Source organism: Luteimonas abyssi (genome assembly GCF_001482195.1).
GTDB lineage: Bacteria > Pseudomonadota > Gammaproteobacteria > Xanthomonadales > Xanthomonadaceae > Luteimonas > Luteimonas abyssi.
In genome coordinates this window covers 621,028-645,714 of the sequence record NZ_KQ759763.1, presented here as the reverse complement: position 1 = coordinate 645,714, position 24,687 = coordinate 621,028, and the positions used below count along the sequence as shown (strand labels likewise).

The 24,687-nt window shown below is 69.2% G+C and carries 22 protein-coding genes; 8 read left to right on the top strand and 14 right to left on the bottom strand.

Features of this window, described 5'->3' with window-relative positions; all coding sequences use genetic code 11:
* The first annotated feature begins 20 nt into the window (after nucleotides 1-20).
* The gene (locus RG19_RS02555) at nucleotides 21-917 is read left to right on the top strand and encodes an alpha/beta hydrolase (protein WP_162267043.1); all 897 of its coding nucleotides are present in this window, start codon (nucleotides 21-23) and stop codon (nucleotides 915-917) included.
* Nucleotides 918-977: 60 nt separating this feature from the next.
* Here RG19_RS02555 and mqo read toward each other — a convergent pair whose 3' ends face one another.
* The 6 genes from mqo to RG19_RS02525 form a co-directional block, all read right to left on the bottom strand.
* Nucleotides 978-2,675, bottom strand: a complete 1,698-nt coding sequence (mqo, locus tag RG19_RS02550) for a malate dehydrogenase (quinone) (protein WP_058833896.1) — start codon at nucleotides 2,673-2,675, stop codon at nucleotides 978-980.
* Nucleotides 2,676-2,875: 200 nt separating this feature from the next.
* Complete coding sequence (locus RG19_RS02545) at nucleotides 2,876-3,595, bottom strand: DUF2894 domain-containing protein (RefSeq protein WP_058833895.1); 720 nt, start codon at nucleotides 3,593-3,595, stop codon at nucleotides 2,876-2,878.
* The gene (locus tag RG19_RS02540) at nucleotides 3,585-4,295 is read right to left on the bottom strand and encodes an OmpA family protein (RefSeq protein ID WP_058833894.1); all 711 of its coding nucleotides are present in this window, start codon (nucleotides 4,293-4,295) and stop codon (nucleotides 3,585-3,587) included. Before RG19_RS02540 ends, RG19_RS02545 begins: the two co-directional genes overlap by 11 nt.
* A complete protein-coding gene (locus RG19_RS02535) occupies nucleotides 4,292-6,388 on the bottom strand; it encodes a DUF802 domain-containing protein (RefSeq protein ID WP_058833893.1) in 2,097 nt (698 codons plus the stop codon). Before RG19_RS02535 ends, RG19_RS02540 begins: the two co-directional genes overlap by 4 nt.
* Before the next feature lie 4 nt (nucleotides 6,389-6,392).
* Complete coding sequence (locus RG19_RS02530; RefSeq protein WP_058833892.1) at nucleotides 6,393-7,070, bottom strand: DUF3348 family protein; 678 nt, start codon at nucleotides 7,068-7,070, stop codon at nucleotides 6,393-6,395.
* A 153-nt stretch (nucleotides 7,071-7,223) separates the two neighbouring features.
* Nucleotides 7,224-7,778, bottom strand: a complete 555-nt coding sequence (locus RG19_RS02525) for a DUF3228 family protein (RefSeq protein WP_058833891.1) — start codon at nucleotides 7,776-7,778, stop codon at nucleotides 7,224-7,226.
* Between the two features lie 166 nt (nucleotides 7,779-7,944).
* On the opposite strand from RG19_RS02525, the gene metF reads away from it, so the two are divergent.
* The 4 genes from metF (at nucleotide 7,945) to RG19_RS02505 (ending at nucleotide 11,984) form a co-directional block, all read left to right on the top strand.
* Nucleotides 7,945-8,769, top strand: coding sequence for a methylenetetrahydrofolate reductase [NAD(P)H] (metF, locus tag RG19_RS02520; protein WP_058833890.1), 825 nt, complete (start codon nucleotides 7,945-7,947; stop codon nucleotides 8,767-8,769).
* Nucleotides 8,770-8,819: 50 nt separating this feature from the next.
* Nucleotides 8,820-9,422: a hypothetical protein gene (locus tag RG19_RS02515; protein ID WP_058833889.1), complete on the top strand. Its 603-nt coding sequence runs from the start codon at nucleotides 8,820-8,822 to the stop codon at nucleotides 9,420-9,422.
* A 254-nt stretch (nucleotides 9,423-9,676) separates the two neighbouring features.
* A complete protein-coding gene (locus RG19_RS02510) occupies nucleotides 9,677-10,939 on the top strand; it encodes a M12 family metallo-peptidase (RefSeq protein WP_058833888.1) in 1,263 nt (420 codons plus the stop codon).
* A 127-nt stretch (nucleotides 10,940-11,066) separates the two neighbouring features.
* Nucleotides 11,067-11,984: a branched-chain amino acid transaminase gene (locus RG19_RS02505; protein WP_082672431.1), complete on the top strand. Its 918-nt coding sequence runs from the start codon at nucleotides 11,067-11,069 to the stop codon at nucleotides 11,982-11,984.
* A 326-nt stretch (nucleotides 11,985-12,310) separates the two neighbouring features.
* Here the strand turns inward: RG19_RS02505 and RG19_RS02500 are convergent, their stop codons facing one another.
* Entirely contained in the window at nucleotides 12,311-12,898 is a 588-nt protein-coding gene (locus tag RG19_RS02500; RefSeq protein ID WP_058833887.1) for an alpha-ketoglutarate-dependent dioxygenase AlkB family protein, read from the bottom strand.
* A gap of 93 nt (nucleotides 12,899-12,991) precedes the next feature.
* Between RG19_RS02500 and RG19_RS02495 the strand changes: the two genes are divergently transcribed.
* The gene (locus RG19_RS02495; RefSeq protein WP_058833886.1) at nucleotides 12,992-14,623 is read left to right on the top strand and encodes an electron transfer flavoprotein-ubiquinone oxidoreductase; all 1,632 of its coding nucleotides are present in this window, start codon (nucleotides 12,992-12,994) and stop codon (nucleotides 14,621-14,623) included.
* A gap of 5 nt (nucleotides 14,624-14,628) precedes the next feature.
* Entirely contained in the window at nucleotides 14,629-17,487 is a 2,859-nt protein-coding gene (locus RG19_RS02490; RefSeq protein ID WP_058833885.1) for a rhamnan synthesis F family protein, read from the top strand.
* Here RG19_RS02490 and galE read toward each other — a convergent pair.
* From galE to rfbB, 7 genes are all read right to left on the bottom strand, one after another.
* Entirely contained in the window at nucleotides 17,481-18,455 is a 975-nt protein-coding gene (gene galE, locus RG19_RS02485) for a UDP-glucose 4-epimerase GalE (RefSeq protein ID WP_058833884.1), read from the bottom strand. The genes RG19_RS02490 and galE overlap by 7 nt on opposite strands.
* 241 nt (nucleotides 18,456-18,696) lie before the next feature.
* Complete coding sequence (locus tag RG19_RS02480; protein ID WP_058833883.1) at nucleotides 18,697-19,332, bottom strand: CoA transferase subunit B; 636 nt, start codon at nucleotides 19,330-19,332, stop codon at nucleotides 18,697-18,699.
* 72 nt (nucleotides 19,333-19,404) lie between these two features.
* Nucleotides 19,405-20,142 carry a CoA transferase subunit A gene (locus tag RG19_RS02475; protein ID WP_058833882.1) on the bottom strand — a complete coding sequence of 246 codons (738 nt, stop codon included), beginning with the start codon at nucleotides 20,140-20,142 and terminating at the stop codon, nucleotides 19,405-19,407.
* Between the two features lie 110 nt (nucleotides 20,143-20,252).
* Entirely contained in the window at nucleotides 20,253-21,158 is a 906-nt protein-coding gene (rfbD, locus tag RG19_RS02470; RefSeq protein WP_058833881.1) for a dTDP-4-dehydrorhamnose reductase, read from the bottom strand.
* Nucleotides 21,155-21,712: a dTDP-4-dehydrorhamnose 3,5-epimerase gene (gene rfbC / locus RG19_RS02465; protein WP_058833880.1), complete on the bottom strand. Its 558-nt coding sequence runs from the start codon at nucleotides 21,710-21,712 to the stop codon at nucleotides 21,155-21,157. Before rfbC ends, rfbD begins: the two co-directional genes overlap by 4 nt.
* Nucleotides 21,709-22,596 carry a glucose-1-phosphate thymidylyltransferase RfbA gene (rfbA, locus tag RG19_RS02460; protein WP_058833879.1) on the bottom strand — a complete coding sequence of 296 codons (888 nt, stop codon included), beginning with the start codon at nucleotides 22,594-22,596 and terminating at the stop codon, nucleotides 21,709-21,711. The genes rfbC and rfbA overlap by 4 nt, the downstream gene beginning before the upstream one ends.
* Nucleotides 22,597-22,630: 34 nt before the next feature.
* The gene (rfbB, locus tag RG19_RS02455) at nucleotides 22,631-23,686 is read right to left on the bottom strand and encodes a dTDP-glucose 4,6-dehydratase (protein ID WP_058836367.1); all 1,056 of its coding nucleotides are present in this window, start codon (nucleotides 23,684-23,686) and stop codon (nucleotides 22,631-22,633) included.
* A gap of 185 nt (nucleotides 23,687-23,871) precedes the next feature.
* Between rfbB and RG19_RS02450 the strand changes: the two genes are divergently transcribed.
* The gene (locus tag RG19_RS02450) at nucleotides 23,872-24,618 is read left to right on the top strand and encodes an electron transfer flavoprotein subunit beta/FixA family protein (protein WP_058833878.1); all 747 of its coding nucleotides are present in this window, start codon (nucleotides 23,872-23,874) and stop codon (nucleotides 24,616-24,618) included.
* Nucleotides 24,619-24,687: the final 69 nt, after the last annotated feature.

Below are 24,687 nucleotides of genomic sequence, written 5' to 3'. Positions count from 1 at the left end.
CGCGCGAGAAGGATCTTCCGATGGCACGCACGTCTCGTTCCGCCCGCAGCATCCCGGTCGCCTGGAGCGCGCTCGTCATGCTGTCGATGGTATCGATCGCGCAGCCGGCACCGGCATCGCCACATCCGACGGCGCATCTGCCGGCCCTGGCCGGCGATCACTTCGAGCAGCCGTCGCGGTACACCGACCGCACGTATCACATCCATGTCAGGCTGCCCGAAGCCTACGAGGCCCAGCCGGACCGACGTTGGCCGGTCGTCTACGTCCTCGACGGCGACAGCCTGTTTCCGTTGCTGGCGCCCACGCACCTGTTCCTGCACTACGACGTCCGTCTGCCGGACGCCATTGTCGTGGGCATCGCGTACGGCAGCTTCGATCCAGCGGTGAACAAGCGTCACGTCGATTTCTCGGCGCCGGGCGCCGACACGCCGGCGGACGAAGGCGGCGCCCCGGCGTTCCTGGACTTCCTGCGCGAGGAGCTGCTCCCGGCCACCGAGGCCCGCTATCGCATCGAGACGACCCGGCGGGTCCTGTTGGGCCAATCGCGCTCGGGCTACTTCGTGCTCTGGTCGGCGCTGCAGGCGCCTGACCTGTTCTGGGGGCGGATCGCGAGCAACCCGGCCCTCAGCCGCGATCGCGAAGCGCTGTTCCTCCCACCGGCCACGCCGCGACCGCCGGCCACGGAAGAGCCCCGCGTGGTGCTGGCGAGCGGCGCACGCGACGCGGGATTCCGTGTGGTGGGCGCGCAGGCGTGGTACGCGCACTGGCACGCCCACCCGGATCGCCCGTGGGCCCTGCAACTCGATGTCCTTCCGGACGGCACACACGCGGCCAGCATCGGTGAAGCCTACGGGCGCGCGATGCGCTGGCTGTTTCGCGAGGACATCGCGCAGGCCGCCACCGCGGCTGCCGAGTGAATCGCGCGGGGCCGACGGGCCCCGCGTGGTCGGCAGGCGCCGACGCGCCCACCGCCCGGATCAGAGCGCCTGCATCCGGCGATCGAGTTCGCGCGTCGCCGCGGCATCGGGCGCCGCATCGTCGTTGGCGGCATCGGGCTGACCGTCACCGACCGGCGCGCCCGGCACCTCCAGATGCGGCAGTTGCAGCGCGCGGCTGGTCATGCCGCGGATGCGATTGGTCAATGCCACGTCAGGATTCAGCGACTGTCCGTACGACGGCACGATGTCGAGAATACGTTCGCGCCAAGCGCCCTGCATGCGCTCGGGCCAGGCGCGCTGCAGCACGTCGAGCATGATCTTGGGCGACGTGGAGGCGCCCGGCGAAGCGCCCAGCAGGGCGGCGATGCTGCCGTCGGCATCGCTGACGATTTCGGTCCCGAACTCCAGCACCGCGCCCCGCTCCGGATCCCGCTTGATGATCTGCACGCGCTGGCCGGCGGTCACCAGACGCCAGTCGGCGGGATCGGCGTCCGGATAGTATTTGGCGAGCTCGGCCTGCCGATCCGCGTCGGACAGGCGCGCCTGCTCGATCAGATAGCCCACCAGGTCGCGGTTCTCCGCACCGACGCGCAGCATGCCGAGCACGTTGTGGTTGTTGACCGACGAGAACAGGTCGAACCACGACCCGTGCTTGAGGAAACGCGTGCTCTGCAGCGCGAACGGGCCGAACAGCAGCACCGGCTTGCCGTCGAGCATGCGCGCGTCCAGGTGCGGTACCGACATCGGCGGCGATCCGTCCTCCGCCTTGCCGTAGGCCTTGACCTCGTGCCGGGCGGTGATCGCGGGATTGTCGGTCGCCAGGAACTGGCCGCCGACCGGGAAACCGCCGTAGCCCTTCGCTTCGGGAATGCCCGAGTGCTGCAGCAGCGTCAGCGCCGCGCCGCCGGCCCCGACGAACACGAAGCGCGTCCTGACCGAGCGCGTGCTGTCGGTCGCCAGGTCGTGCACACCGACGGTCCAGGTGCCGTCGTCGTTGCGTTCGAGCTGGCGCACCTCGTGTTGCAGGTGCAGCGCGAAGTTCGGACTGCGTTGCAGACCCTCGGTGAGCTGGCGGGTGATCACGCCGAAGTTGACGTCGGTACCCAGCGGCATCCAGGTCGCGGCGATGCGCTGGGCCGGGTCGCGCCCCTCCATCATCAACGGCGCCCACGCCGCGATCTGCGCCGGGTCCTCGGAGTACTCCATGCCGTGGAACAACGGGTTGGTCGACAGCGCGGCGTGGCGCCGGCGCAGGTAGTCGATGTTGTCGTCGCCCCACACGAAGCTCATGTGCGGGGTGGCGTTGATGAAGTCGGAGGGCGTACCGAGCCGCCCCTGCTCGACCTGGTGGGCCCAGAACTGGCGCGCGACCTCGAACTGTTCGGCGATGTCCACCGCGCGGGCGGTCTCGATGCTGCCGTCGTCGCGTTCGGGGGTGTAGTTGAGTTCGGCGAAGCCGGAGTGGCCGGTGCCGGCGTTGTTCCAGCCGTCGGAGCTTTCCAGGGCGACACCGTCGAGGCGCTCGTAGAGCTCGATGCGCCAGTCGGGCTCCAGCTCCTGCAGGTACGTGGCGAGCGTCACGCTCATCACGCCGGCGCCGATCAGCACCGCGTCGACGGGCTGGTCGTTGTCGGCAGGCGGCGGCGAACGCTGGAACAGCGGCCAGTACAGGAACACGCCGCCGACAATCGCCAACAGCACGAGCAGGCCAACCAGGGCCTTGAGCAATCTCTTCATGACGTCCGCAATCCTTGGGGGAGGGAAGGGTCGGCGACGGGCTTGACCCGGAAGGTCTGGCGGTCCGGCCGGGGGCCGGAGGGCTGTTCCGAGTATAGATCCATCGGGTGCAGGCGCCGTGCAGGCAGGGTCGTTGCGCATGAAGCCGTTCCCCTCGGCACGCGTCCGCCGCGCGGGGCACCCGGCGGACGACCGTCGCTTCAGCCGCGGCGTTTGCGTGGCGCGGCGCGGCCGCGCTTGCGCCCTTCGGCCACGCGGCCGGCGTCGGTCGAACCGTCGCCCAGCCCCGGCAGCCGCTCCAGGCCCGACAGGGCATCGACGTAATCCAGGAAGTGCAGCAGATAGCCCGGTGCCGCGGCGCGCATCGTCGCGAACGCCCGATGCACCAGGTGGGTGGAGTTGAGCGGTCCCGCATCCTCCGGGGGGGGCGCCATCGCCGCCTGCAGCCGGCTGTGGCTGCGCACGTCCGCCCATTGCCTGCGCGCGGGCTCCAGCGCGGGCAGCGCCGTCGGAAACGACGACATCGGCCCGGCATCCTGCGCCGCGCCCGCACGCATCCGGGCATGCTGCGCCAGCGCGTCGACCACCGATGCGAGCGGATGCGGCGGATCGACGGCGCGATCGCGGCCGGCCGACGACGCCCGCCTCGGCATGTCGGGCTGCGCCAGTTCCTGCGCGCAGGTGCGCAGCAAGGCGACGACCCGCGCGTCGAGCGCGTCCCGAAGCGGGCCCTGCGCCTGCGCGGCACGACGCCGCAGCGCCGCGATGTAGTGGACGCGCACGGGGTCCCGGCACGAACCGCCCTGCGCCAGCCAACGCGCGAGCAGCGCGTCCCTGTCCGCATCGCCCATGGCGTCGATCTCCGACGTCATGTCCGTCGCATCCGCGAGCGGCGACGCATCGCCGGGGTCAGCGCGCATCGGGCGCCTGCGCTTGCGACCCGCCCGCTCCGGGTGCGCGATCGGCTTCAGGTCCGTGGCCGGCCCCGGGTACCGCAGCCGCCTGCCGCGGCACCGGTGCCATCTCCACCCGGCGGTTGCGCGCACGCCCGGCCTCGTCGGCGTTGGAGCTCACCGGCTGCTCGGCGCCGAACGCCGCTGCGAACACCGACGCGCGCGGCACCCCGGCGGCTACCAGCGCGCGGGTCACGGTCAGCGCGCGCTGCGCGGACAGCTCCCAGTTGTCGGCGAAACGCCGGTTGCCGCCGTGGATGGGACGGTCGTCGGTGAACCCGCTGACCATCAGGATCTCGTCGCGCGACTGCAGATAGTCCGCCAGTGGGCCCGCCAGGCTCGCCAGCAGATCCTCGCCCTCCGGCTGCAGGCGATCCGAATTCAGCGCGAACAACACATTGCCGCTGATGCCGATCCGCCCGTCGACCAGGGTGATCCGCCCGGACGCCAACGGCGCGGCCAACGCCTGCTCCAGTGTCTGCAGGCGCTGCGCTTCGGCGGCACGCTGGCGCACCTCTTCCTGCAGCCGCGTTTCCAGCTGCAACTGCACGCCGATCACGCCGACCAGGATCAGCACGAAGGCGCCCAGCAGCACCGACATCAGATCGCCGAATGCGGCCCAGACGGGCGAGGTATCGCCCGCCTCGCCCTCGAATTCCACGCTCATGCCGGGGTGGCTCCGGCGGCGGCGTCGCGTGCGCCCAGGCGCTGCAGGTCGTCGACGATCTGCTTCTGCGCCAGCAGGCTGAGATCGACCACCTCACGTGCCTGCGCGACGTAGTAGGCCAGCTGTTCGTCGCTGCGGGCGATGGATTTCTCCAGCGCGGACTCGACGCCTTCCAACCGCGTGGACAGCTGCAGGCCGGTCTCGCCGAACGTCCGCACGGCCGCCGCGAACGCCTCGCCGAGGCTGGCGACATCGGCCGCGCCGATCGCCACCCGCTCGGCGGCGGCGTCGAGGCGCCCGGCCTCGGCGTCCACGCGTGCCGCGAAGCCGCTGCCGACGCGCTCGAGCAGGCCGGCGGATGTCTCGACCAGCGCATCGACCGCCGCGCGCTGCTCGGTGGACGCATGGGTCACGGCGCCGAGCAGGGTTTCCAGCGTCGCCAGCAGGCGATTGCGCTCCTCGACCATCGCGGTGTCGCGCACCATGCTGTCGGACAGCTTCTCGCGCAACTCGGCCACGACGTCGGCGGCCACGCGCGGCGCCTCCGACGCGGCGTCGACCAGCCGCGAAATCTCGGCGAGCGTCTCGCCGGCATGCGTGCGCGTCTGCGCGGTGATCTCCTCCGCGGTACTGACCAGCGTGTCGCACACCGCCTGGTGCTGCGCCGCCATGTCCGCACCCGCACGCGTCCAGTCGTCGCGCAGGGTCGCGCCCATTCCGGTCAGCGCCGTCGTCCATGCCGACAGCCGCTGGGTGTCCTGTTCGGCCAGGGCCGCCTGTTGCCGGGCCTGGACCTGCTCGATCGCCGCCAGCGAAGCACTGTTCTGGCGCTCCAGCGCCGTCGCCGCCTCGGCCATGGCCTCGGCCTGGCGCGCGGCCTGTGCGGCATGAGCCGCCTCCTGCTGCGCCAGTGCCTCGCGCCAACCCGTCGCGAGGCGCTCGCCCGCGTCGTGGAGATGTGCGGACACACCATCGATCAGGGCGTCCGCGCGTCGCCCGAAGCCGACACCGGCCTCGCTCAACGCCTCGCGCAATGCCTGGACCAGGGCCGCGTGGGTCTGCTGCTGATCGTCGTGAACGCTGCGCCAGCCGGCATCCACGTGGGCGGCCGCGGCTTCCAGGCTCGCCGACACGCCGGCCACCTGGCGGTCCACTGCCTGACCGATGCCCGCATGCAACTGCGCTGTCTCGCGCGCGATCGCGGCCATCGTGGCCTCCACGGTCGGCTGCAACGCATCGCTGGCCGCGCGCGCGCTTTCGGCGACGCTCTCGCGCAGCGAGCGCTCGACCGCGCCCGCCAGCTGTGCGTACACGGCCTCGGTGCGGGCATGGAAATCGTCCTGCCGGCTCGTCAATGCGTCGTTGGCGGCGCGCTGCTGGCGCTCCAGGCCATCCATCATGGCCTGGAGGCGTTCGACGAGCGCCGGCATCTGCTCGGTCTGGCGCTGCAGCAACGCGAATGCCGCTTCGCGCTGCTGCGCCCGGGAGAAACCGCGCAGATGGCTCGCAGCGGCGGCGTCGAGCCGCTGCACAGCGCGCACGCGCTCGCGGCGCACCCATGCCGACAGCCAGCCCAGCGCCGCGGACGCCGCAACGCCCGCGATCGAGGTCCCGAAGGCCACGCCCAGGCCACGCACGGGCGCAGCGAGGGAATCGCGCATGGCCTGCAGGTCCACGGCGCTTTCAAGCGCCAGACCGGTGCCCCGGAGCATGATCGTCATGCCCAGCAGCGTGCCCAGCATGCCCAGCAGCACCAACAGGCCGACCAGATACGGCGTCAGCGCCGGCCCCGGCAACGGAACCCGCTCGCCCTCCACACGCAGCCGCACCGGCGCGCGCAGCGCCGGATCCATCCGCTCGAGCCAGGCCTCCAACGCCTGTGGCGGCTCGGACAACGCGTCCACCGCGGCGTCCAGGGTCGCGGTGACCTGGCGGTCGCGCACCAGTTCGCGCACACCCGCCAGATACAGCGCACCGATCAGTGCGGTGACGGTCAGCGCCAGCAGGTGGGTGCCGACGTAACCGGCGGCGATCCAGCCGATGATCGCCAGGCCGGCGGAGAACACGAACAGGGGGAGGAGCAACTTGCGCATGGCGTTACCTTGGGTCGGCCCGCAACGCCGCGAGCAGGGCGTCGATGGGGAGAAAACGGACATCGAGTTCGGCCAGCGCCGCGTCGTGCATGTCGCGGCGGAAGGCGTCCAGCCAGGGACCCGGCCGCGCCGGATCCGTTGCCGCGGGGGCGGCGTCGCGCAATCGCGCGTAGTGAATTTCGAGCACGTCGGGCACCTTCGCCAGCAGCGTGTATTCGCGTGGACCGAGCACCCGCTCCATCGCCGCGTCCACCTCGGCCAATCGAGCGAGGTCCGGAGAGACCCGGGGCAGGCGGTCGCGCAACTCCCCGCGCAGGCGGCCGGTAGTGGCCTGCATCGCCTGCTGCAGCTTCACGTACCGCTTGCGGAACACCGGGAACTCAGGGGGGGCGTCCGCCGGTACCGGCGCGGCACGCTCATCCACGGCCGCACGGCGCAGCGCGTCGCGGGCGGCCGCACAGGCCGCATCTTCCGCGTCGTCGAACAACGGGACATCGGAATCGGGAGGCGGCGGGCGGCCATCCAGCGCGGTCGACAGCGCCACCGCGCGATTCCAGTCGATCCATCGGCTCAGCGGCTCCGCCAGGGGTGGCCCGACGGCAACCGGACCGGCATCGGCCAGGCGGGCCAGCAGGCGCACGAAGGTCGGGCCACCCGTCGGCGCCTGTGGGAGAGGTTGCATCTTCTGGCTGGCGAAAAAACGACCATTTTACAGCCGATCCGGGTCCGCCGGCGTCCGCTCGCCCCCCCTGGGCGACGAAACCGGACGACGAAGCGCTTTCCGCCCCGCCTCGAGGCTCTTCCGACGCGCTTCGACGCGTCCGCGGGCGGCACCTCAGCGCCAGTTCGCATTGCGCTCCCAGAACGCCACGCTCCGGCGGTAGGCGTCGCGGTCCAGCGGCACGCCCGACCCACCCTCCTCCACGCCCAGCGCGTTGCGCAGCATGGTGATCGGCGCCATCGGGATTTCCTCCGGGGCCATCGTGTACAGGCAGCCGACCACGCCCCAGTCGGCCTCGATCGGCACCCCCTCCACGGCCAGCTGCTCCCGGCTGTAGAGGATCGGCAGCAGATACCGCGCGACCGGTGGCTCGACGCCCTCGAACCAGCGCACCAGCACCGGCAACTCCTCGCGCGAGCGCGCTTCGTAGGCCGACCGCAGCAGGTGGCGGTTGTCTTCGGTGATCGGCGCGGTGAGACAGCGCGTGGACGTGACATTGCGGTGCGCGTGCAGGCGGCAGAACGGCGCATAGCCTTCGAGCACGCGCTCCGGCACGTCGTCGTTGAGCCAGCGCTCGAAGGCCTCGGCGGTGAGGTCCTGGATGGTGTTCGGGCGCGGCGTGGACGGGAACAGGCGGGTGCGTGCGAAATCGGTCAGGACGATGGACATCGGGCTGGATCGGGGCGCGATCGGGAAGGGGCCGGCGCGCAGGGTACCGTCAGGACCGAGTTCGCGCCGCCCCGCGATCTCTCGACACCCATGGCCTCTTACGACCTCTAAACATCCATCGCGATAAAGAGATACACTGCTTCGGCCATCCTCGATCCGCCATCCGATGATCCCGCTCAGTTTCGAGTTCTACCCGCCCAAGACCGACGAGCAGCGCACGCAACTGGACCGGTCCGCCGAGCGTCTGAAGGTGCATGCGCCGGAATACGTTTCGTGCACGTTCGGCGCCGGCGGCTCGACGCTCAGCTACACGCCCGAGACCGTGCGCCGCCTGCATCAGCGCCACGGGTTCGACGCGGCCCCACACCTGTCGTGCGTGGGTGGGACGCGCGAGGAAATCCGCAAGTTGCTGGCGCTGTATCGCGGAATCGGCTGCCGCCGCCTGGTGGCGCTGCGCGGCGACCTGCCCTCGGGCATGGGCCGCCCGGGCGATCTCCGCTACGCCGCCGACCTGGTGGCCTTCATCCGTGCCGAAACCGGCAGCCACTTCCACATCGAAGTGGCCTGTTACCCGGAAACCCATCCCCAGGCCGACGACGCGCTGACCGACCTGCGCCACTTCAAGGCCAAGATCGACGCCGGCGCCGACAGCGCGATCACCCAGTACTTCTACAACGCCGATGCGTACTTCCAGTTCGTCGACGATGCGCGCGCGGCAGGCGTCGAGGTGCCGATCGTCCCCGGCGTCATGCCGATCTCCAACTTCTCCCAGCTGCGACGGTTCTCCGAAGCCTGCGGCGCCGAAATCCCGCGCTGGGTCGTCAAGCGCATGCAGGGCTACGGCGACGACAGCGGGGCGATCCGCGAGTTCGCCGCGGACCTGGTCGCACGGCTGTGTCGGCGCTTGATCGACGGCGGCGCTCCCGCGCTGCACTTCTACGCGCTGAATCTCGCCCGTCCCAGCCAAGCGGTGCTCGCCCGGCTCGACTGAGCGTCGCCGTGCATTCAGCGGCCCGGTCCGTGCCGGGGTACGCTTCCGCCATGCGCCGCCTGTGCACTCTCGCCGTCCTGCTCGCCCTCGCCGGCCTCGGCCCGGCCGCCTCCGGGCCCGCAGCGGCACAGACGCAGATCAACCGGTGCATCGGTCCGGATGGCTCCGCGATCTATACCGATCGCCGCTGCGGCGACATCGGGGCGCTTGCCCGCCCGGTACCGGGCGAGAGCGCCGGCGCCCAGCGTCGGATCGCACTCGGCTGCGCGCGCACGCTGCGCGACCTCGTCCACGAAATCAGCGCGGCGGTCGACAACCGGGACGTCAACCGTCTGGCCGGCGTCTATCACTTCGCCGGGATGTCGCATCGCGGCGGATACGGCGTGATGGATCGCCTGGATGCGATCGTGCAACGCCCGCTCGTCGATATCGCCGCCGTCCGGCCCGAGGCCGCGGCGGTCGCTGCCACCGCCCGCAGCAACAGCTTCGCCGCATCGACCTTTCCCCAGCCCCCCGCGGCCGCAGCGCCCGCGCCGCGCCGCAGCGCCCCGACCGCCTTGCGTCTGGAACAGACCGTCGGCGACCGCATCACCCCCCGCAGCACGGTGCTGAACCTGCGCCGGCACATGGGCTGCTGGTGGGTCAGCCTGTAGACCGCCGAACATCGTCGCCAGCTCCGGACGACCGACCCACGACGGCGCGGCACGCGGCCGGCTGTGCCGCAGCGCAGCGCGCCGGGCGGGCTTTCACCATCGTGGTCACACCTCCGAAAGGATGCCGCTCGCAGTCCTTGCAGCCCACGGCACCCGAGGCGCCCCGACGGCCCGATGCGTGCCAGAGAACTTCTAGGCTGGCGAGGCGTCGCATCTTCCGCCGACGCGGACACCGCCGAAAAAGGAGTTTTGCCATGACCGTCCGCCGTACTTTCCGCAGGCGCCTGCTGGCCGCCTCGATGCTGACCCTGTTCGCCTCCACCGCCGCCGCGGCCGGAAGTGCCGACACGCTGTTTTCGATCGCGCCCCAGGCCAAGGCGTCGGTGGCCGCGAGCGACGACCGGGTGCTCCAGGCGATCCAGGCCGAGCCCGCCAGCCGCGATCTCGTCGCCCTGGCGGTCGAGGCCACCCTCCTGGACGAGGCCGTGCAACATCTGGACATGGAAATCGCACCCGGCGTGCGCGTGCAGGCCGAACAGCAGTACGCCTACACGAACCCCGACGGCACCATCGTGTGGTCCGGCACCTTGAATGCCGACGACACGCGCGCACGCCTGCAGCGGTTCGGCGAAAAGGAAGCGCTGGAAGATCCCGATGCGTCGGTGCTGGTGGTCCGCAACGGCGACCGCCTGACCGGCACCATCCGCAGTGGTGGCGAGATCTATCAACTGCGGCCGCTGGCCGACGGCGGCCATGTGCTCACCCGCATGGACACCGCGTCGATGCCGCCCGACCATCCCGCCGGCCATCGCCATACGCCGATCCAGCCCCTGGTCTTCGACCATCTGGAAATCCCCGAGAACAAGAACAACACCGTCGTCCGCGTCGGCGTGCTCATCTCCAACGCGGCGGCCAGCGCGATCGGCGACATCACCGGCTTCGCCAACCTCGCCGTCGCCGAGAGCAACCAGGGCTTCGCCAACAGCGGGGCGCAAGTCACCCTGCAACTGGCGCACGTGGGCACCACCACCTACACCGGCACCAATTTCAGTACCGCCCTCGACCACTTCCGCGGCACCAGCGACGGCTTCATGGACGGCTGGCACGCCACCCGCAACAGCACCGCCGCCGATCTCAGCGTGCTGGTGATCAACAACAGCGCGTCGTGCGGCATCGGCTACCTCAACGCGAGCGCCGCCTATGCCTTCAGCGTGGTGCATTACGGCTGCGCGACCGGCTACTACACCTTCGCCCACGAGATCGGCCACAACTTCGGCGCGCACCACAACCCGGAGATCGCCACCAACAACGCGTATCCCTACGGGCACGGCTACCGGCATCCCGGCAGTGCCTTCCGCACGATCATGGCCTACAACTGCAGCCCGGGCTGCACCCGGGTCAACTACTGGTCCAACCGCAGTCGGACCTACAACGGCGCGCCCATGGGTACCGCCGCCACCCACGACAACGCGCGCGTCATCAACAATCGACGCGCCACGGTGGCCGGGTTCCGCTGAGCCACCCGGTCACGGCGGCCGCGGTGGTCGGATCCGGCGAAGCCCGCTCCGACCCCGCGGTCCGCTGCGCGACCGTGTCCGCACGGCCGGGGAATGGCAGAATGCCGCCTTCCCGGCCGACGGACATATGCGCATGCAATACCCCGAATGGATCTGGCACAACGGCACCATCAAGCCCTGGGCCGAAGCGACCACCCATGTGATGGCGCACGCCATCCATTACGGCTCCTCGGTGTTCGAGGGCATCCGCGCCTACCGCACCCCCGACGGCCCGGCGATCTTCCGCCTGAGCGACCACAACCGCCGGCTGTACGCCTCGGCCAAGATCCACGACTTCGAGATCCCGTACACGCTCGACGAGCTCAACGACGCCACCCGCGAGGTCCTGCGCCGGAACAACCTCGACGCGGCCTACATCCGCCCGGTGGCCTTCCGCGGCCTGGGCGGCTTCGGCCTGACGGCCGAGACCCCGATCGACGTCTCGATCGGCGCGTGGTCGTTCGGCACCTATCTGGGCGAGGGCGTGCTGGAAACCGGTATCGACGCCTGCGTGTCGAGCTGGCAGCGTTTCGCACCCAACACCATCCCGGCCGGCGCCAAGGCCGGCGGCAACTACCTCTCCGGCCAGTTGGTCGCGCGCGAAGCCCGGCGGCTCGGCTTCGGCGAGGGCATCGCGCTGGCCTCGACCGGATTGCTGTCGGAAGGCGCTGGCGAGAACCTGTTCCTGGTGTTCGACGGCGTGCTGCACACCCCGCCGGTCAGCGCCGCGCTGCTCAACGGCATCACCCGCCACACCCTGATCACCTTGGCCCGCGACGCCGGCCTACACGTGGTGGAGCGGGACCTGCCGCGCGAGTATCTGTACCTGTGCGACGAGTTGTTCATGTGCGGCACTGCGGCGGAAATCACCCCGATCCGCTCGGTCGACGGCCGCGCGGTCGGCACCGGCAAGGTCGGTCCGGTGACCCGCCAGCTCCAGCAGGCGTTCTTCGGCCTGTTCGAAGGCACCACGCCCGACACCTACGGCTGGCTCGACCGGTTCTAGGGCGCGCCCTCCTTCAGGCACGCCATCAGCGATTCCCTCCTTTTCTGCGGGAGAGAGGCCCGAACAGGCGGATGAGGGTGTCTTGAAAGACACGAGCGCTTCAGACGATGCCGCGCCCTACCGCCCTCACCCCTGCCCCTCTCCCGCACGCGGGAAAGGGGTTCCAAAGCTGCCCCCTGCATCTTTTTCTCTACCCGGGCAGATTCCTGCCGGAGAAGATGTCCCGACAGGACGCCAGCCCCTTCTTCCGCCTGCGGGAGAAGGTGCCCCGAGGAGGCGGATGAGGGCGTCTTCAGCCAGGAAGGTTCTCCGAACAGCACGCCCTCTCACCCACGCCCCGCCACCCACCGGTACGTCAGGTTGATCCGCGGCCCCACCGGTCGCGCGGTCTTGGGCAACGCATGCCGATAGTGACGCTGCGTGTCGCCCCCCATCACCAGCAGGCTCCCCGGCGGCAGTTCGAGTGCGAGCCGCTCATCGCCCACCCGCGCCTTCAGCACGAACCGCCGCGGCGCGCCGAGACTCACCGAAGCGATCACCGGCTGCGTGCCCAGTTCCGGCTCATCGTCGCTGTGCCAACCCATGCCGTCGCGCCCGTCGCGATACAGGTTCGCCAGCACGCTGTTGAAGCGCGTGCCGATGGCGGTCTCCAGCCTGTCGCCCAGCGCGCGCAGCACCGGCGTCCACGGCCGGGGCGCGAAGCCGGCGCCCGAGTAGCGGTAGTGCGCGTCGGGATCGCCGACCCATACGCTGCGCCGCGGGCTGTCGACTTGGCGGCCGAACAAGTGGATGCGATGGGTTTCCCACGCCAGCCCCGCGTGCAGGGCCTCGAACACGGCATCGGCCTCCGGCCGCGGCAGCCAGGCGGAGTCGAAACGCAGATCGGCACCGGGAAGTTCGAGCGAGCGCAGCATCGGGTGTGGCAACAAGACGGGAACGACTCTCAATTTGCCGCGTTCACGCCGGAAACGCGACAATTGCGTTCTGCAACCGGAGCCCGAGCCAGCATGAACCAGCCAGCCGACGCCGTCGAACGCGACGTGATGGAATACGACGTCGTCACCGTGGGCGCCGGCCCGGCGGGTCTGTCGTTCGCGATCCGCCTGAAACAGATCAATCCCGACATCTCGGTCTGCGTGATCGAGAAATCGAGCACCATCGGCGCGCACATCCTGTCCGGCGCGGTGATCGAGCCCGGTCCGCTCGACGCTCTGCTGCCCGGCTGGCACGACAACCCGCCGCCGGTGTGCGTGCCGGCCACCGAGGACGAGTTCTGGCTGCTCGGCAAGGACGGCGGTCGCAAGGCGCCGATCGTGCCGCCGGGCATGCGCAACCACGGCAACTACATCGTCAGCCTGGGGGCCATGTGCGCCTGGCTCGCGCCGCAGGCCGAAGCGCTGGGCGTGGAGATCTACCCGGGCTTCGCCGCCGCCGAGACCCTGCACGCCGAAGACGGCACCGTGACCGGCGTGCGCATCGGCGACATGGGCGTCGCCAAGGACGGCACCCACAAGCCCGGCTACACCGCCGGCATCGACATCCGCGCCAAGGTCACCGTGCTGGCCGAAGGCGCGCGCGGGCACCTGACCAAGCGTCTGGTACGGCGCTTCGATCTGGACGCCGACAGCGACCCGCAGGCGTACTCGATCGGCATCAAGGAACTGTGGCAGGTGCCGGCCGGCCGGGTCACGCCCGGCAAGATCGTGCACACCCTCGGGTGGCCGGCCGACAACCACACCTATGGCGGCAGCTTCATCTACCACCTGGACAACGATCAGCTCGCGATCGGCTACGTCAGCGGCCTCGACTACCATGACCCGAACTACGCGCCCTACGAGGCCTTCCAGCAGTGGAAGCACCACCCGATGGTCAAGCCGCTGCTGGAGGGCGGGAACATCCTGTCGGCCGGTGCGCGCGCGATCGTCACCGGAGGCTGGCAGTCGCTGCCGAAGGTGGAGATGCCGGGCGCCCTGCTGATCGGCGACACCGCCGGCCTGCTCAACGTGCCCAAGATCAAGGGCACCCACCAGGCGATCCGCAGCGGCATGCTGGCCGCCGAACATCTGGCCGCCGGCGCGCTGGCCCCGGCGGGCTTCGACGCCAAGCTGCGCGCCTCCGATGCGATGGCCGAGCTGCGCAAGGTGCGCAACATCAAGCCCGGTTTCAAGAAGGGCCTGTGGTTCGGCCTGCTCAACGGCGCCTGGGAGACCGCCACCGCCGGCCTGTCGCCGTGGACGCTGAAGGTGAAGGCGGACTGGTCCGCGCTCGACAAGGTCGGCAGCCATGAGCAGCCCAAGCGCGACTACATCGCCCGTGACCTGCCGCCGCGCGACCGCCTGGCCGGCGTCTACTTCGCCGCCACCGAGCACGACGAAGACCAGCCCGTGCACCTGCACGTGCACGACACCTCGATCTGCGTGACCCGCTGCGTCGAGGAGTACAACAACCCCTGCACCCGCTTCTGCCCCGCCGCGGTCTACGAGATCGTCGAGGATGCGCAGGCCGAGCACGGCAAGCGCCTGCAGATCAACGCCGCCAACTGCGTGCACTGCAAGACCTGCGACATCAAGGACCCGTACGAGATCATCACCTGGGTCACGCCGGAAGGCGGCTCGGGGCCGAATTACCAGAATCTGTAACGCCTGTGATTCCGCTGTTCCGTCGCCTCGTGCTCAGCATCGGGCGTTCCATCGAACGCCACGGCGGAGGACTGGCCGGAACGTACGCGGTGACGCGCCGCGCCCTGCAGATGGCCGGGGCCATCGGTGTGCGCGGCTTCATGGCCCGTCTGCGTCAAGCGGCGCACCCGCCTCCATCGCCTCCACCCCTCGTCGTCGCCCATCGTTTCGCCGCGCCGGCACCGCTCGAGCAGGTCCGGCTCAAGGTCGGCGTCATGCTGCACGCGTTTTATCCCGACCTTCTCGATGAGTTCGCGGATCTGCTCGCGGCGATGCCGGTGCCGTTCACCCTGCTGGTTTCGGTGACGGATCCGGACACGGTCGCCGAGGTTGAATCCCGCTTCGGCGCCACCTCGGGTATCGAGCGACTGCTTATCGAGGTGGTCGCCAACCGAGGACGCGACATCGCGCCGTTCGTCTCGACGTTTCGCGACGACATCATCCAGCTCGATATCGTCGCCCACCTGCATACCAAAAAATCCCTGTACACCGGGAGTTCGCAAAATGCCTGGCGGCGATACCTGACCCACGCACTGCTGGGCACCCGCGAACGTATCGCCTGGCAGCTCGGCATGTTCGTATCCGAGCCCCGCCTGGGCCTGGTCTATCCGGACAGCTACGAAAGTGTCCCCCTGTGGGCGCACACCTGGCTGAGCAACCTCGACGCCGCCCGGGCACTGGGCGCGCGCCTCGGGATCGGCGTTCACGCCGGCGCCTATCTGGACTTCCCGGCCGGATCGATGTTCTGGGCACGCGTGGACGCGATCCGCCCCCTGCTCGACTTACGGCTGGCGACGGACGATTTTCCCGAGGAGCGCGGGCAGGTGGATGGCACCCTGCAACATGCGATCGAGCGCCTGCTGGTCCCCTCGGCCCGTGCGAGCGGACACCTCGTCGGCATTCTCCCCAGAGACGGCACGCTGGCCCTGACATCGGAAGGCGACCGCAACTGGTCCGAGTACTTCGCCCTGCCACTGCGCGATCGCCTGCCCATTGCCGCACTGGATGCGCAACTGATCTCCAGCGATGTGTTCGATACGCTGGTGGTGCGTCCGTTTCTGTCGCCCGAGGCTGCACGCGCCTGCCTGGGGCGCCTCGTGGAGAAGACGTTCGACCTGGCCGATTTCGTCTCGCTGCGCGAACGGGCAGAGGAAAGGGCGCGCGTCGCGGGCGACGGGCACGATCCGTGCCTACAGGCCATCTATCGCTCGATGGCGGAGCTCCTGCCTCGAAACGCGCCCTCCATCGACGCGCTCCGCGCACTCGAGGAATCGAGCGAAGCCAAGTGGTTGCGCCCGCGCGAAGGCGTGCTGGCGGCCGTGCAGCTCGCCGCGCGCGGCCGGCGTCTGGTCGCGCTGTCGGACATGTACCTGGATACCGCGACCCTGAAACGGATCCTGCCGCCTGCGGTCGCCGGGCTGCCGTCGGCCTGGTACGTCTCCTGCGAAACCGGTTGGCGCAAGGACACGGGGAGCGCGTGGGCTGCCGTCCCGGAGGTCGAACGGGTCCCCGCAGGACACTGGCTCCATATCGGCGACAACGAGCAGGCGGACATCCAGGTCCCGCAGTGGCACGGCCTGCTCACGCCCGCGCATGTCCTGCGCCCTGCGGCGATGCTGGACGTGGTGCCCGGCCTGCGAGCGCTGCGAGGTGCGGTCACCGACCCGACCGATTGGCAGAACGCGCTGTGGCTCGGCCTGGTCGCCAATCATTTCGCGGATCTCGCGGATCGGGATCCGTCCCAGCTCGCCCCCCGGGTCGTGCTTTCGCCGCATTCGCTGGGCTACTGCATGCTCGGACCTCTCGTTCTGGACTACCTCGTCTGGCTGCTGGGGACCGCACGGGCACGCGGCGCACGCCGGATCCTGTTTCTGAGCCGGGAGGGCCACCTGCTCAAGCGCGGATTCGACCGTCTGTCGGACGCGGTCGGGTCCGATCGGATCACCGGCCATTACTTCCTGGCATCCCGACAGGCAGCGGGGCTGGCGGCCCCCCATCACGTCGAAGATCTGCGCTCGCTGTTTTCGGGCACGTACAACGGCACCCTCGACGGGCTGCTGCGCGCGCGCCTGGGCTCCGCCGCCACCGCTGCCATCACCCCGCTCGTCGAACACGCGACGCTGTCTCGCCAGGTCTTCCTTCCTGAGATGGGCGACGCCATCGTCGACATGCTCGAACCGGCGCACGACCGTGTTCTGCAACTCGCCGCATCGGCACGCGCCGCCTATCGGCTGTACTGGCAGTCGCTCGCCGGCGACGATCCGGTGCTGCTCGCCGACATCGGCTATTCCGGCACCATCCAGCGCCACCTCGCCCGCATGCTGGGGCGCCCTCTGGACGGCGCTTACTTCGCGTTGAACGCCGGTGCCCTTGCATACGGGGACGCGGGATGGATGACGGCACGTTTCCACGACGGGCGCACGGACGGGGCGGAGAGCGCCCAGGTTCTGCGCCACGATCTGCTGCTGGAGAGCCTGCTGACCGCACCGGACCCGCAATTCGCCGGATTCGGATCGGAGAACGGCCAGCCTGTCCCGCGTTATGCGGACGCCGATGTCTCGGCTCCGCAGTGGTCGCTGATCACGCAGGTCCATGACGGCGCGATCCGCTTCATCGAGGACATCTGCTCTGCGGCCGGCCCCCTCGCCGACGAGCTGGTCTTCGACGCGACGGCGATTCAGAAGCCTCTGGCCTGCGTCGGCGACGGCTCGTGGTCCGCCCCGTGGCTGCAGGCCCTCGGCATCGCCGACACCTACACCGGCCGGGGCGCGGTCCCCGCTCTGGCGGGCACAGCGCCCCCGGCCGCCTGGAAAGGTGGTCAGTAGCGAGGGGAGCGGTGCCATCGCCATGCACTGGCGATGATGGCCTCGATGTCGGCGGATCTTGGATGCCAGCCCAGCACGCTGCGCGCCCGCTCACTGGACGCGACGAGCACGTCCGGGTCTCCGGAGCGCCGCTCCTCGATTGTGTAGGGAATCGAATGTCCTGCCACGCGCACGGCCGCTTCGATCACCTCGAGGACACTGAAACCGTTGCCGTTGCCGAGGTTGAAACTGTGCGCGCCCGGCTGCGTCTGCAGGTACTCCAGCGCCGCCAGGTGCGCCGATGCGAGATCGTCCACGTGGACGTAGTCGCGAATGCAGGTGCCGTCGTGGGTCGGATAGTCGTTACCGAACACCTTCAACCCGGCGCCCTGCCCGAGGGCGGCGCGGAGCACATTAGGGATCAGATGCGTCTCCGGGTCGTGCGATTCGCCGATCTCGCCGGACGGCGTCGCGCCCGCGGCGTTGAAGTACCGTAGCGCCACCGATCGCAAGCCGTACGCAACCGCAGCATCGGCGAGGATCCGCTCGGCCATCGCCTTGCTGGCCCCATAGGGATTGATCGGCGCGATCGGATGCGTTTCGTCGATGCGATCGGCCTGCGGCAGGCCGAACACCGCCGCGGTGGACGAAAACACGAGCCGGTCCACCCCGGCCGTACGCATCGCCTGCAGCAGGTTGAGGGTACCGACGACATTGTTGTCGTAGTAGTCGTACGGCTGCATCACGGATTCGCCGACGAGCGAGCGCGCGCAGAAATGCATGACCGCGTCGAACCGGTCGCCCGCCAACACCGCCTCGAGATCCGCCTGGCGGCGAAGGTCGCCGACCACGAGCTGCGCGTCGCCCACCGCGGCGCGATGGCCGGTGGACAGATTGTCGAACACCGTCGCGACATGGCCGGCGGCACGCAGACGCCGCACCATATGCGAGCCGATGTAACCCGCGCCCCCACACACCAGCACCCTCATCCGCGCGGCTCCTTGTCCAGAGGCGCCTAGTCTAGGCCAACGGGGACGGATGGCCGCGGGGCGCGGGGATACGACTCGCGCGATTCCTGGCCCGCGCGGCACGCGGATGGGCGCGCCCGTAGCGTCGCGTAGTCGGCCACCGGATGACCCCGTCGACTACATGGACGCATCGCCGGGGCGCGGCCTCCGCACGGCGACGGTGCGGCCGAAACCGCAGCACACGGGCGTCAGGCGTGAGGCGTCAGGCCGCCTGAGCGAACGGCACGCCGGTGCGCTCGCGCAGGGTATCGATGTCGACGCCCTCGGCGGCCTCCACCAGCACCAGGCCGTCGGCGGTCACGTCGAACACCGCCAAATCGGTGATGATCCGGTCGACCACAGCGACACCGGTCAACGGCAGCGTGCATTCGGGCAGGATCTTGTGGCTACCGTCCTTCGCCACGTGCTCCATCAGCACGACCACGCGCTTGACCCCGGCCACCAGATCCATCGCCCCGCCCATGCCCTTGACCATCTTGCCGGGCACCATCCAGTTGGCGAGGTCGCCGCCGGCGGTGACCTGCATCGCACCGAGAATGGCGAGATCGATATGCCCGCCGCGGATCATCGCGAAGGAATCGTGGCTGCCGAAATAGCTCGCACCCTGGCGTGCGGTGACGGTCTGCTTGCCGGCGTTGATCAGGTCGGCGTCCACCTCGTCCTCGGTCGGGAACGGACCTATGCCGAGCAGGCCGTTCTCGGACTGCAACCAGACGTCGACGCCTTCGGGGATGTGGTTGGCGACCAGGGTCGGCAGGCCGATGCCGAGGTTCACGTAGGCGCCATCGGTGAGTTCGCGGGCGGCGCGCTGCGCCATCTCGTCGCGGGTCCAGGCCATATCGGATTCTCCAGGAGCGGGGGTATGCGCACAGGTTGAGGGTGCGCGGAAGGGCGTCGACGTCGCGGCGGCTCAGCCCGCGCGGACGGTCCGCTGTTCGATGCGCTTCTCGGGCGTCGGGTTGTGCACGATGCGATCGACGTAGATGCCCGGCAGATGCACGTGATCGGGATCGATGGCACCGATCTCGACGACCTCCTCGACTTCAACGACGCACACCTTGCCCGCCATCGCGCAGGCCGGATTGAAGTTGCGTGCGGTCTTGCGGAACACGAGGTTGCCCGCCTTGTCGGCCTTCCAGGCCTTGACCAGGGCCACGTCCGCGGTGAGCGCGGTCTCCAGCACGTAGTGCTTGCCGTCGAACTCCCGGGTTTCCTTGCCCTCGGCCACGACGGTTCCGTAGCCCGTGGCGGTGAAGAATGCGGGGATGCCCGCGCCGCCCGCGCGCAGGCGCTCGGCCAGCGTGCCTTGAGGATTGAATTCCAGTTCGAGCTCACCGGACAGGAACTGCCGCTCGAACTCCTTGTTCTCGCCCACATAGGACGAAATCATCTTGCGGATCTGCCGGGTCTCCAGCAGCAGGCCCAGGCCGAAACCGTCCACGCCGGCGTTGTTGGAGATCGCGGTCAGGCCCTTGACCCCGGCGTCGCGCAACGCCGCGATCAGGGCTTCGGGAATACCGCACAGACCGAACCCACCGACGGCGAGGGTCTGGTCATCGGCCACGATGCCGTCCAGCGCACTGGCGGCGTCGGGATAGAGCTTGCCGGCGCGCGCGGCCGGACGCTCGGTGGAAATCGCTTCGCTCATCGGGCGGACTCACGCGGATGGGAAATGCCGATTCTACCGGCCGCGTGCCGGGGATGCGTTGGACCATCGGCCAGTCCACCATGACCGCCGCGACGATCCCGCGGCGAAGGTCACCCCGTGCCTGGCGCGAGCGTGTCGAGCACCTGGTCGAGCCCTTGCTGCCAGGTCGGCAACACGACCCTGAGATCCCGCTGCAGGCTGTCCGTATCCAGACGCGAATACGCGGGCCGGCGCGCCGGTGTCGGATAGTCCGCCGTCGTGATCGCGTCCACCTGTGGCGCCCGGGCCAGCAGCCCACGCGCCACCGCGCCGGCGAAGATCGCCTCGGCGAATCCGTGCCAGCTCGTCTCGCCCTCGGCGGTCAGATGCCAGGTGCCGGACGGCACATCATCGCGCCTCAACACCTGCGCGGTGACATCGGCGATCAACGCCGCAGGCGTGGGCGTGCCGATCTGGTCGGCCACCACCCGCAACACGTCGCGCTCGGCCCCCACCCGCAACATCGTACGCAGGAAGTTCTGGCCGTGCGCCGCGTAGACCCACGCGGTGCGGAAGATCAGGTGCCGGCCGCCGGCAGCGCGGACCGCGGCCTCCCCGGCGAGCTTGCTGGCGCCGTAGACGCCGAGCGGTGCGGTCGCATCGTCGGGCCGGTACGGGCGCGTGCCGGTGCCGTCGAAGACGTAGTCGGTGGAGTAATGAACGAGCGGCACTCGCTGCGCCGCGCACCACGTCGCGATCGCGCCTGGCGTGGTCGCGTTGGCGGCGAAGGCGGCATCGGCCTCTTGCTCGGCCCTGTCGACGGCGGTGTACGCGGCCGCATTCACCACCACCTGCGGCCGCACCCGCTCCAGCAGATCGACGACAGCCCCGGAATCGCCGAAGTCGGCCTGCAGGCAGGCGCTACCATCCGCCAGCGTGCCGCTGCGGGTCACGCCGCGGACCCCGTCGCCGGGCGCGAGTGCACGCAGCAACTCCTGCCCGACTTGCCCATTGGCACCGAAGACCAGCACGGTCATGCGGCGAACACCGGCAGGCGCGCTTCGTCGATGTCGGCCAGCAGCGGCGCCGCGGTGTCCTTCTCGGACAGCAGCGGCGCGTCGACAGGCCACTCGACCCCGACCGCGGGATCGTCCCAGCGGACGCCGGCGTCGGCCTCCTTCACGTACACGTCGGTGCACAGGTAACTGAACACCGCGGTGTCCGACAGCACCGCGAAGCCGTGCGCGAAACCTTCCGGAATCCAGAACTGGCGCTTGTTTTCCGCGCTCAGCATCACGCCCTCCCATTGCCCGAAGGTGGGGGAGCCGCGGCGGATGTCCACCGCCACGTCGAACACGTCGCCCACGAGCACACTCACCAGCTTCCCCTGCGGCCGCGGCCACTGGTAATGCAGACCACGCAACACGCACTTCGCCGACGAGGACACATTGCTCTGGACGAATCGCGTCGGCAGGCCGTGCTGACCGAAGCGCTCGGCGTTCCAGGCTTCGAAGAAGAAGCCGCGAGCGTCGCCGAACACGGCCGGCTCGATGACGACGCAACCGGGCAGCTTGGTCTCGATGATCCTCAACGCACGACTCCACGCTGGACGAGGGACTGCAGATACTTGCCGTAACCATTCTTGGCCAGCGGCGCCGCCAATGCTTCCAATTGCCCGGCATCGATCCAGCCGTTCCCCCAGGCGATTTCTTCCGGACAACACACCTGAAGGCCCTGCCGGTCCTGGATGGTCTGGATGAAGTTGGACGCTTCGTGCAATGACTGGTGGGTTCCGGTATCGAGCCAGGCATACCCACGACCGAGCTGCTCGAGATAGAGCGCATCGTCGTCCAGGTAGCGACGATTAAGATCGGTGATCTCCAGTTCGCCGCGCGGCGACGGCTTCAGTTCCGCCGCGTAGTCGGCCGCACGACCGTCGTAGAAGTAAAGGCCGGTGACCGCGTAGTTCGAGCGTGGATGCTCCGGCTTCTCGGCGATATCGACCACCTTGCCCGCCGCATCGAACTCGGCCACCCCGTAGCGTTCGGGGTCGTTGACCCAGTAGCCGAACACCGTGGCGCCGTCAGCGCGGGCGTCGGCGCGCTTGAGTGTTCCGGTCAAGCCATGCCCATGGAAAATATTGTCACCCAGCACGAGGCAGCTGGGCTTCCCGGCGACGAAGTCGCGGCCGATCAGGTACGCCTGGGCCAAGCCATCAGGGCTGGGCTGCACGGCATAGCGGATGTCCATGCCCCACTGCGAGCCATCACCGAGAAGATGTCGAAACAATGCCTGCTCGCGAGGCGTGTTGATGATCATCACCTCGCGGACGCCCGCCAGCATCAACACGCTGAGCGGGTAGTAGATCATCGGCTTGTCGTAGACAGGCAGCAACTGCTTGCTGACGCCTTGGGTAATCGGATACAACCGGGTGCCGGAGCCGCCGGCAAGAATGATGCCCTTGCGCTGGGTCATGGGTGTCTCGCCTGATTCGGTAGTAAAACGGCGCTCAGGCCGCGGTGCCGATACGTTCCAGCCGATAACTCCCGTCCAGGATGCGTTGCACCCAGTCCTGGTTGTCGAGATACCAGTCGACGGTTTCGGCGATGCCCTGTTCGAAGGTATGCCGCGGACGCCAACCGAGCTCCCCCTGCAGCTTCGAGGCATCGATCGCGTAGCGCCGATCATGTCCGGGACGGTCTGCGACGAACGTGATCTGGCTACGATGAGATCGCCCGTCATCGCGCGGGCGTCGCGCATCGAGCAGATCGCAGATCGCCTCCACGACCTCCAAGTTGCGCCGCTCTGAATCGCCACCCACGTTGTAGGTCTCGCCGACCCGGCCCTTCTCGAGCACGGTACGGATCGCCTCGCAATGATCGGTGACGAACAGCCAGTCGCGCACGTGTTGCCCGTCCCCGTAGACCGGCAGCGGCTCGCCCGCCAACGCCTTGGCGATGACCAGCGGGATGAGCTTCTCCGGAAAATGGTAAGGACCGTAGTTGTTGGAACAGTTCGTCGTCAGCGTCGGCAGGCCGTAGGTGTGGTGGAACGCGCGCACCAGGTGATCCGAGGCGGCCTTAGAGGCCGCGTACGGGGAATTCGGCGCATAGGGCGTGGCCTCCGAAAACTTGCCGATCTCGCCCAACGAGCCGTATACCTCGTCGGTGGAAATGTGCAGAAACCGGAATGCGGCGCGCTCCTCTTCCGAAAGCGCCCTCCAATGATCACGCGTCGATTCAAGCAAGCCCAGCGTGCCGACCACATTGGTCCTGATGAACGGCGCAGGGCCGTCGATGGAACGGTCAACGTGACTCTCCGCGGCGAAGTTGACCACGGCGTTGGGCCGGTGCTCCGTCAACAGGCGGGCCACGAGCGCGCGGTCGCCGATGTCACCGTGAACGAAGACGTACCCCGGCTCCTCGTCGATCGGGGTGAGCGTCCGCAAGTTGCCCGCGTAGGTCAGGGCATCAAGGTTGATCACCCGTACGCCGAGGCGTACGGCCTCGATCACGAAATTTCCGCCGATGAAACCGGCACCTCCTGTCACGAGCCAGGTCGGCACTTGCATTCTCCTGCTCGGACCCGAACGGGTCCCAATTGGCTGGTCGCACAGGATACCCGGGACCTGAACCACACCGCGCCCCTGGGTCCGACTCGCGGCGAACAGGCGGCACCGGTAGAATCCGAGGTTTGCTCGCTCGGCCGCGCGGCAGAGCGCTTCCTCCGTTCGAGAAGGACCCAAGCCCGATGAAGATCCTCGTCGCCTACAAGCGCGTGGTGGACTACAACGTCCGCATTCAGGTGAAGCCCGACGGCTCCGGCGTCGTCACCGACGGCGTGAAACTCTCGCCGAACCCGTTCGACGACATCGCCTTGGAAGAGGCCCTGCGCCTGCGCGACAGCGGCAAGGCCACCGAGGTCGTGGTCGCCACGATCGCCCCCGCCGATGCCCAGGCCCACCTGCGCAACGGCCTGGCCATGGGTGCCAACCGGGCGATCCATGTGGTCTCCGACCAGCCGATCCAGCCGCTGACCGCCGCGCGCACCCTGCTCAAGCTGATCGAGAAAGAGCAACCGGACCTGGTGATCCTGGGCAAGCAGGCGATCGACGACGACGCCAACCAGACCGGCCAGATGCTGGCCACGCTGTGGGGCCGACCGCAGGCCACCTTCGCCAGCAAGCTGGTGCTCGACGACGGCAAGGCCACCGTGACCCGCGAGGTCGACGCCGGACTGGAGACGCTCGAGGTCGACCTGCCGGCCGTGGTCACCACCGATCTGCGCCTGAACGAGCCGCGCTTCATCAAGTTGCCCGACATCATGAAGGCCAAGAGCAAGCCGCTGGAGACGATACCGTTCGCCGAACTCGGCGTGGAGAGCGGCGATTTCCTCAAGACCACCCACCATGCCGCGCCGGCCAAGCGCAGCAAGGGCGTGATGGTCAAGGATGCCGCCGAACTGGTCGCCGCCCTGAGGGACAAGGGCCTGCTCTGATCCGCTTTTAACTCCCTCTCCCGCTCTTGGGAGAGGGCTGGGGTGGGGGCGCGAGACGCGTCTGCCGTC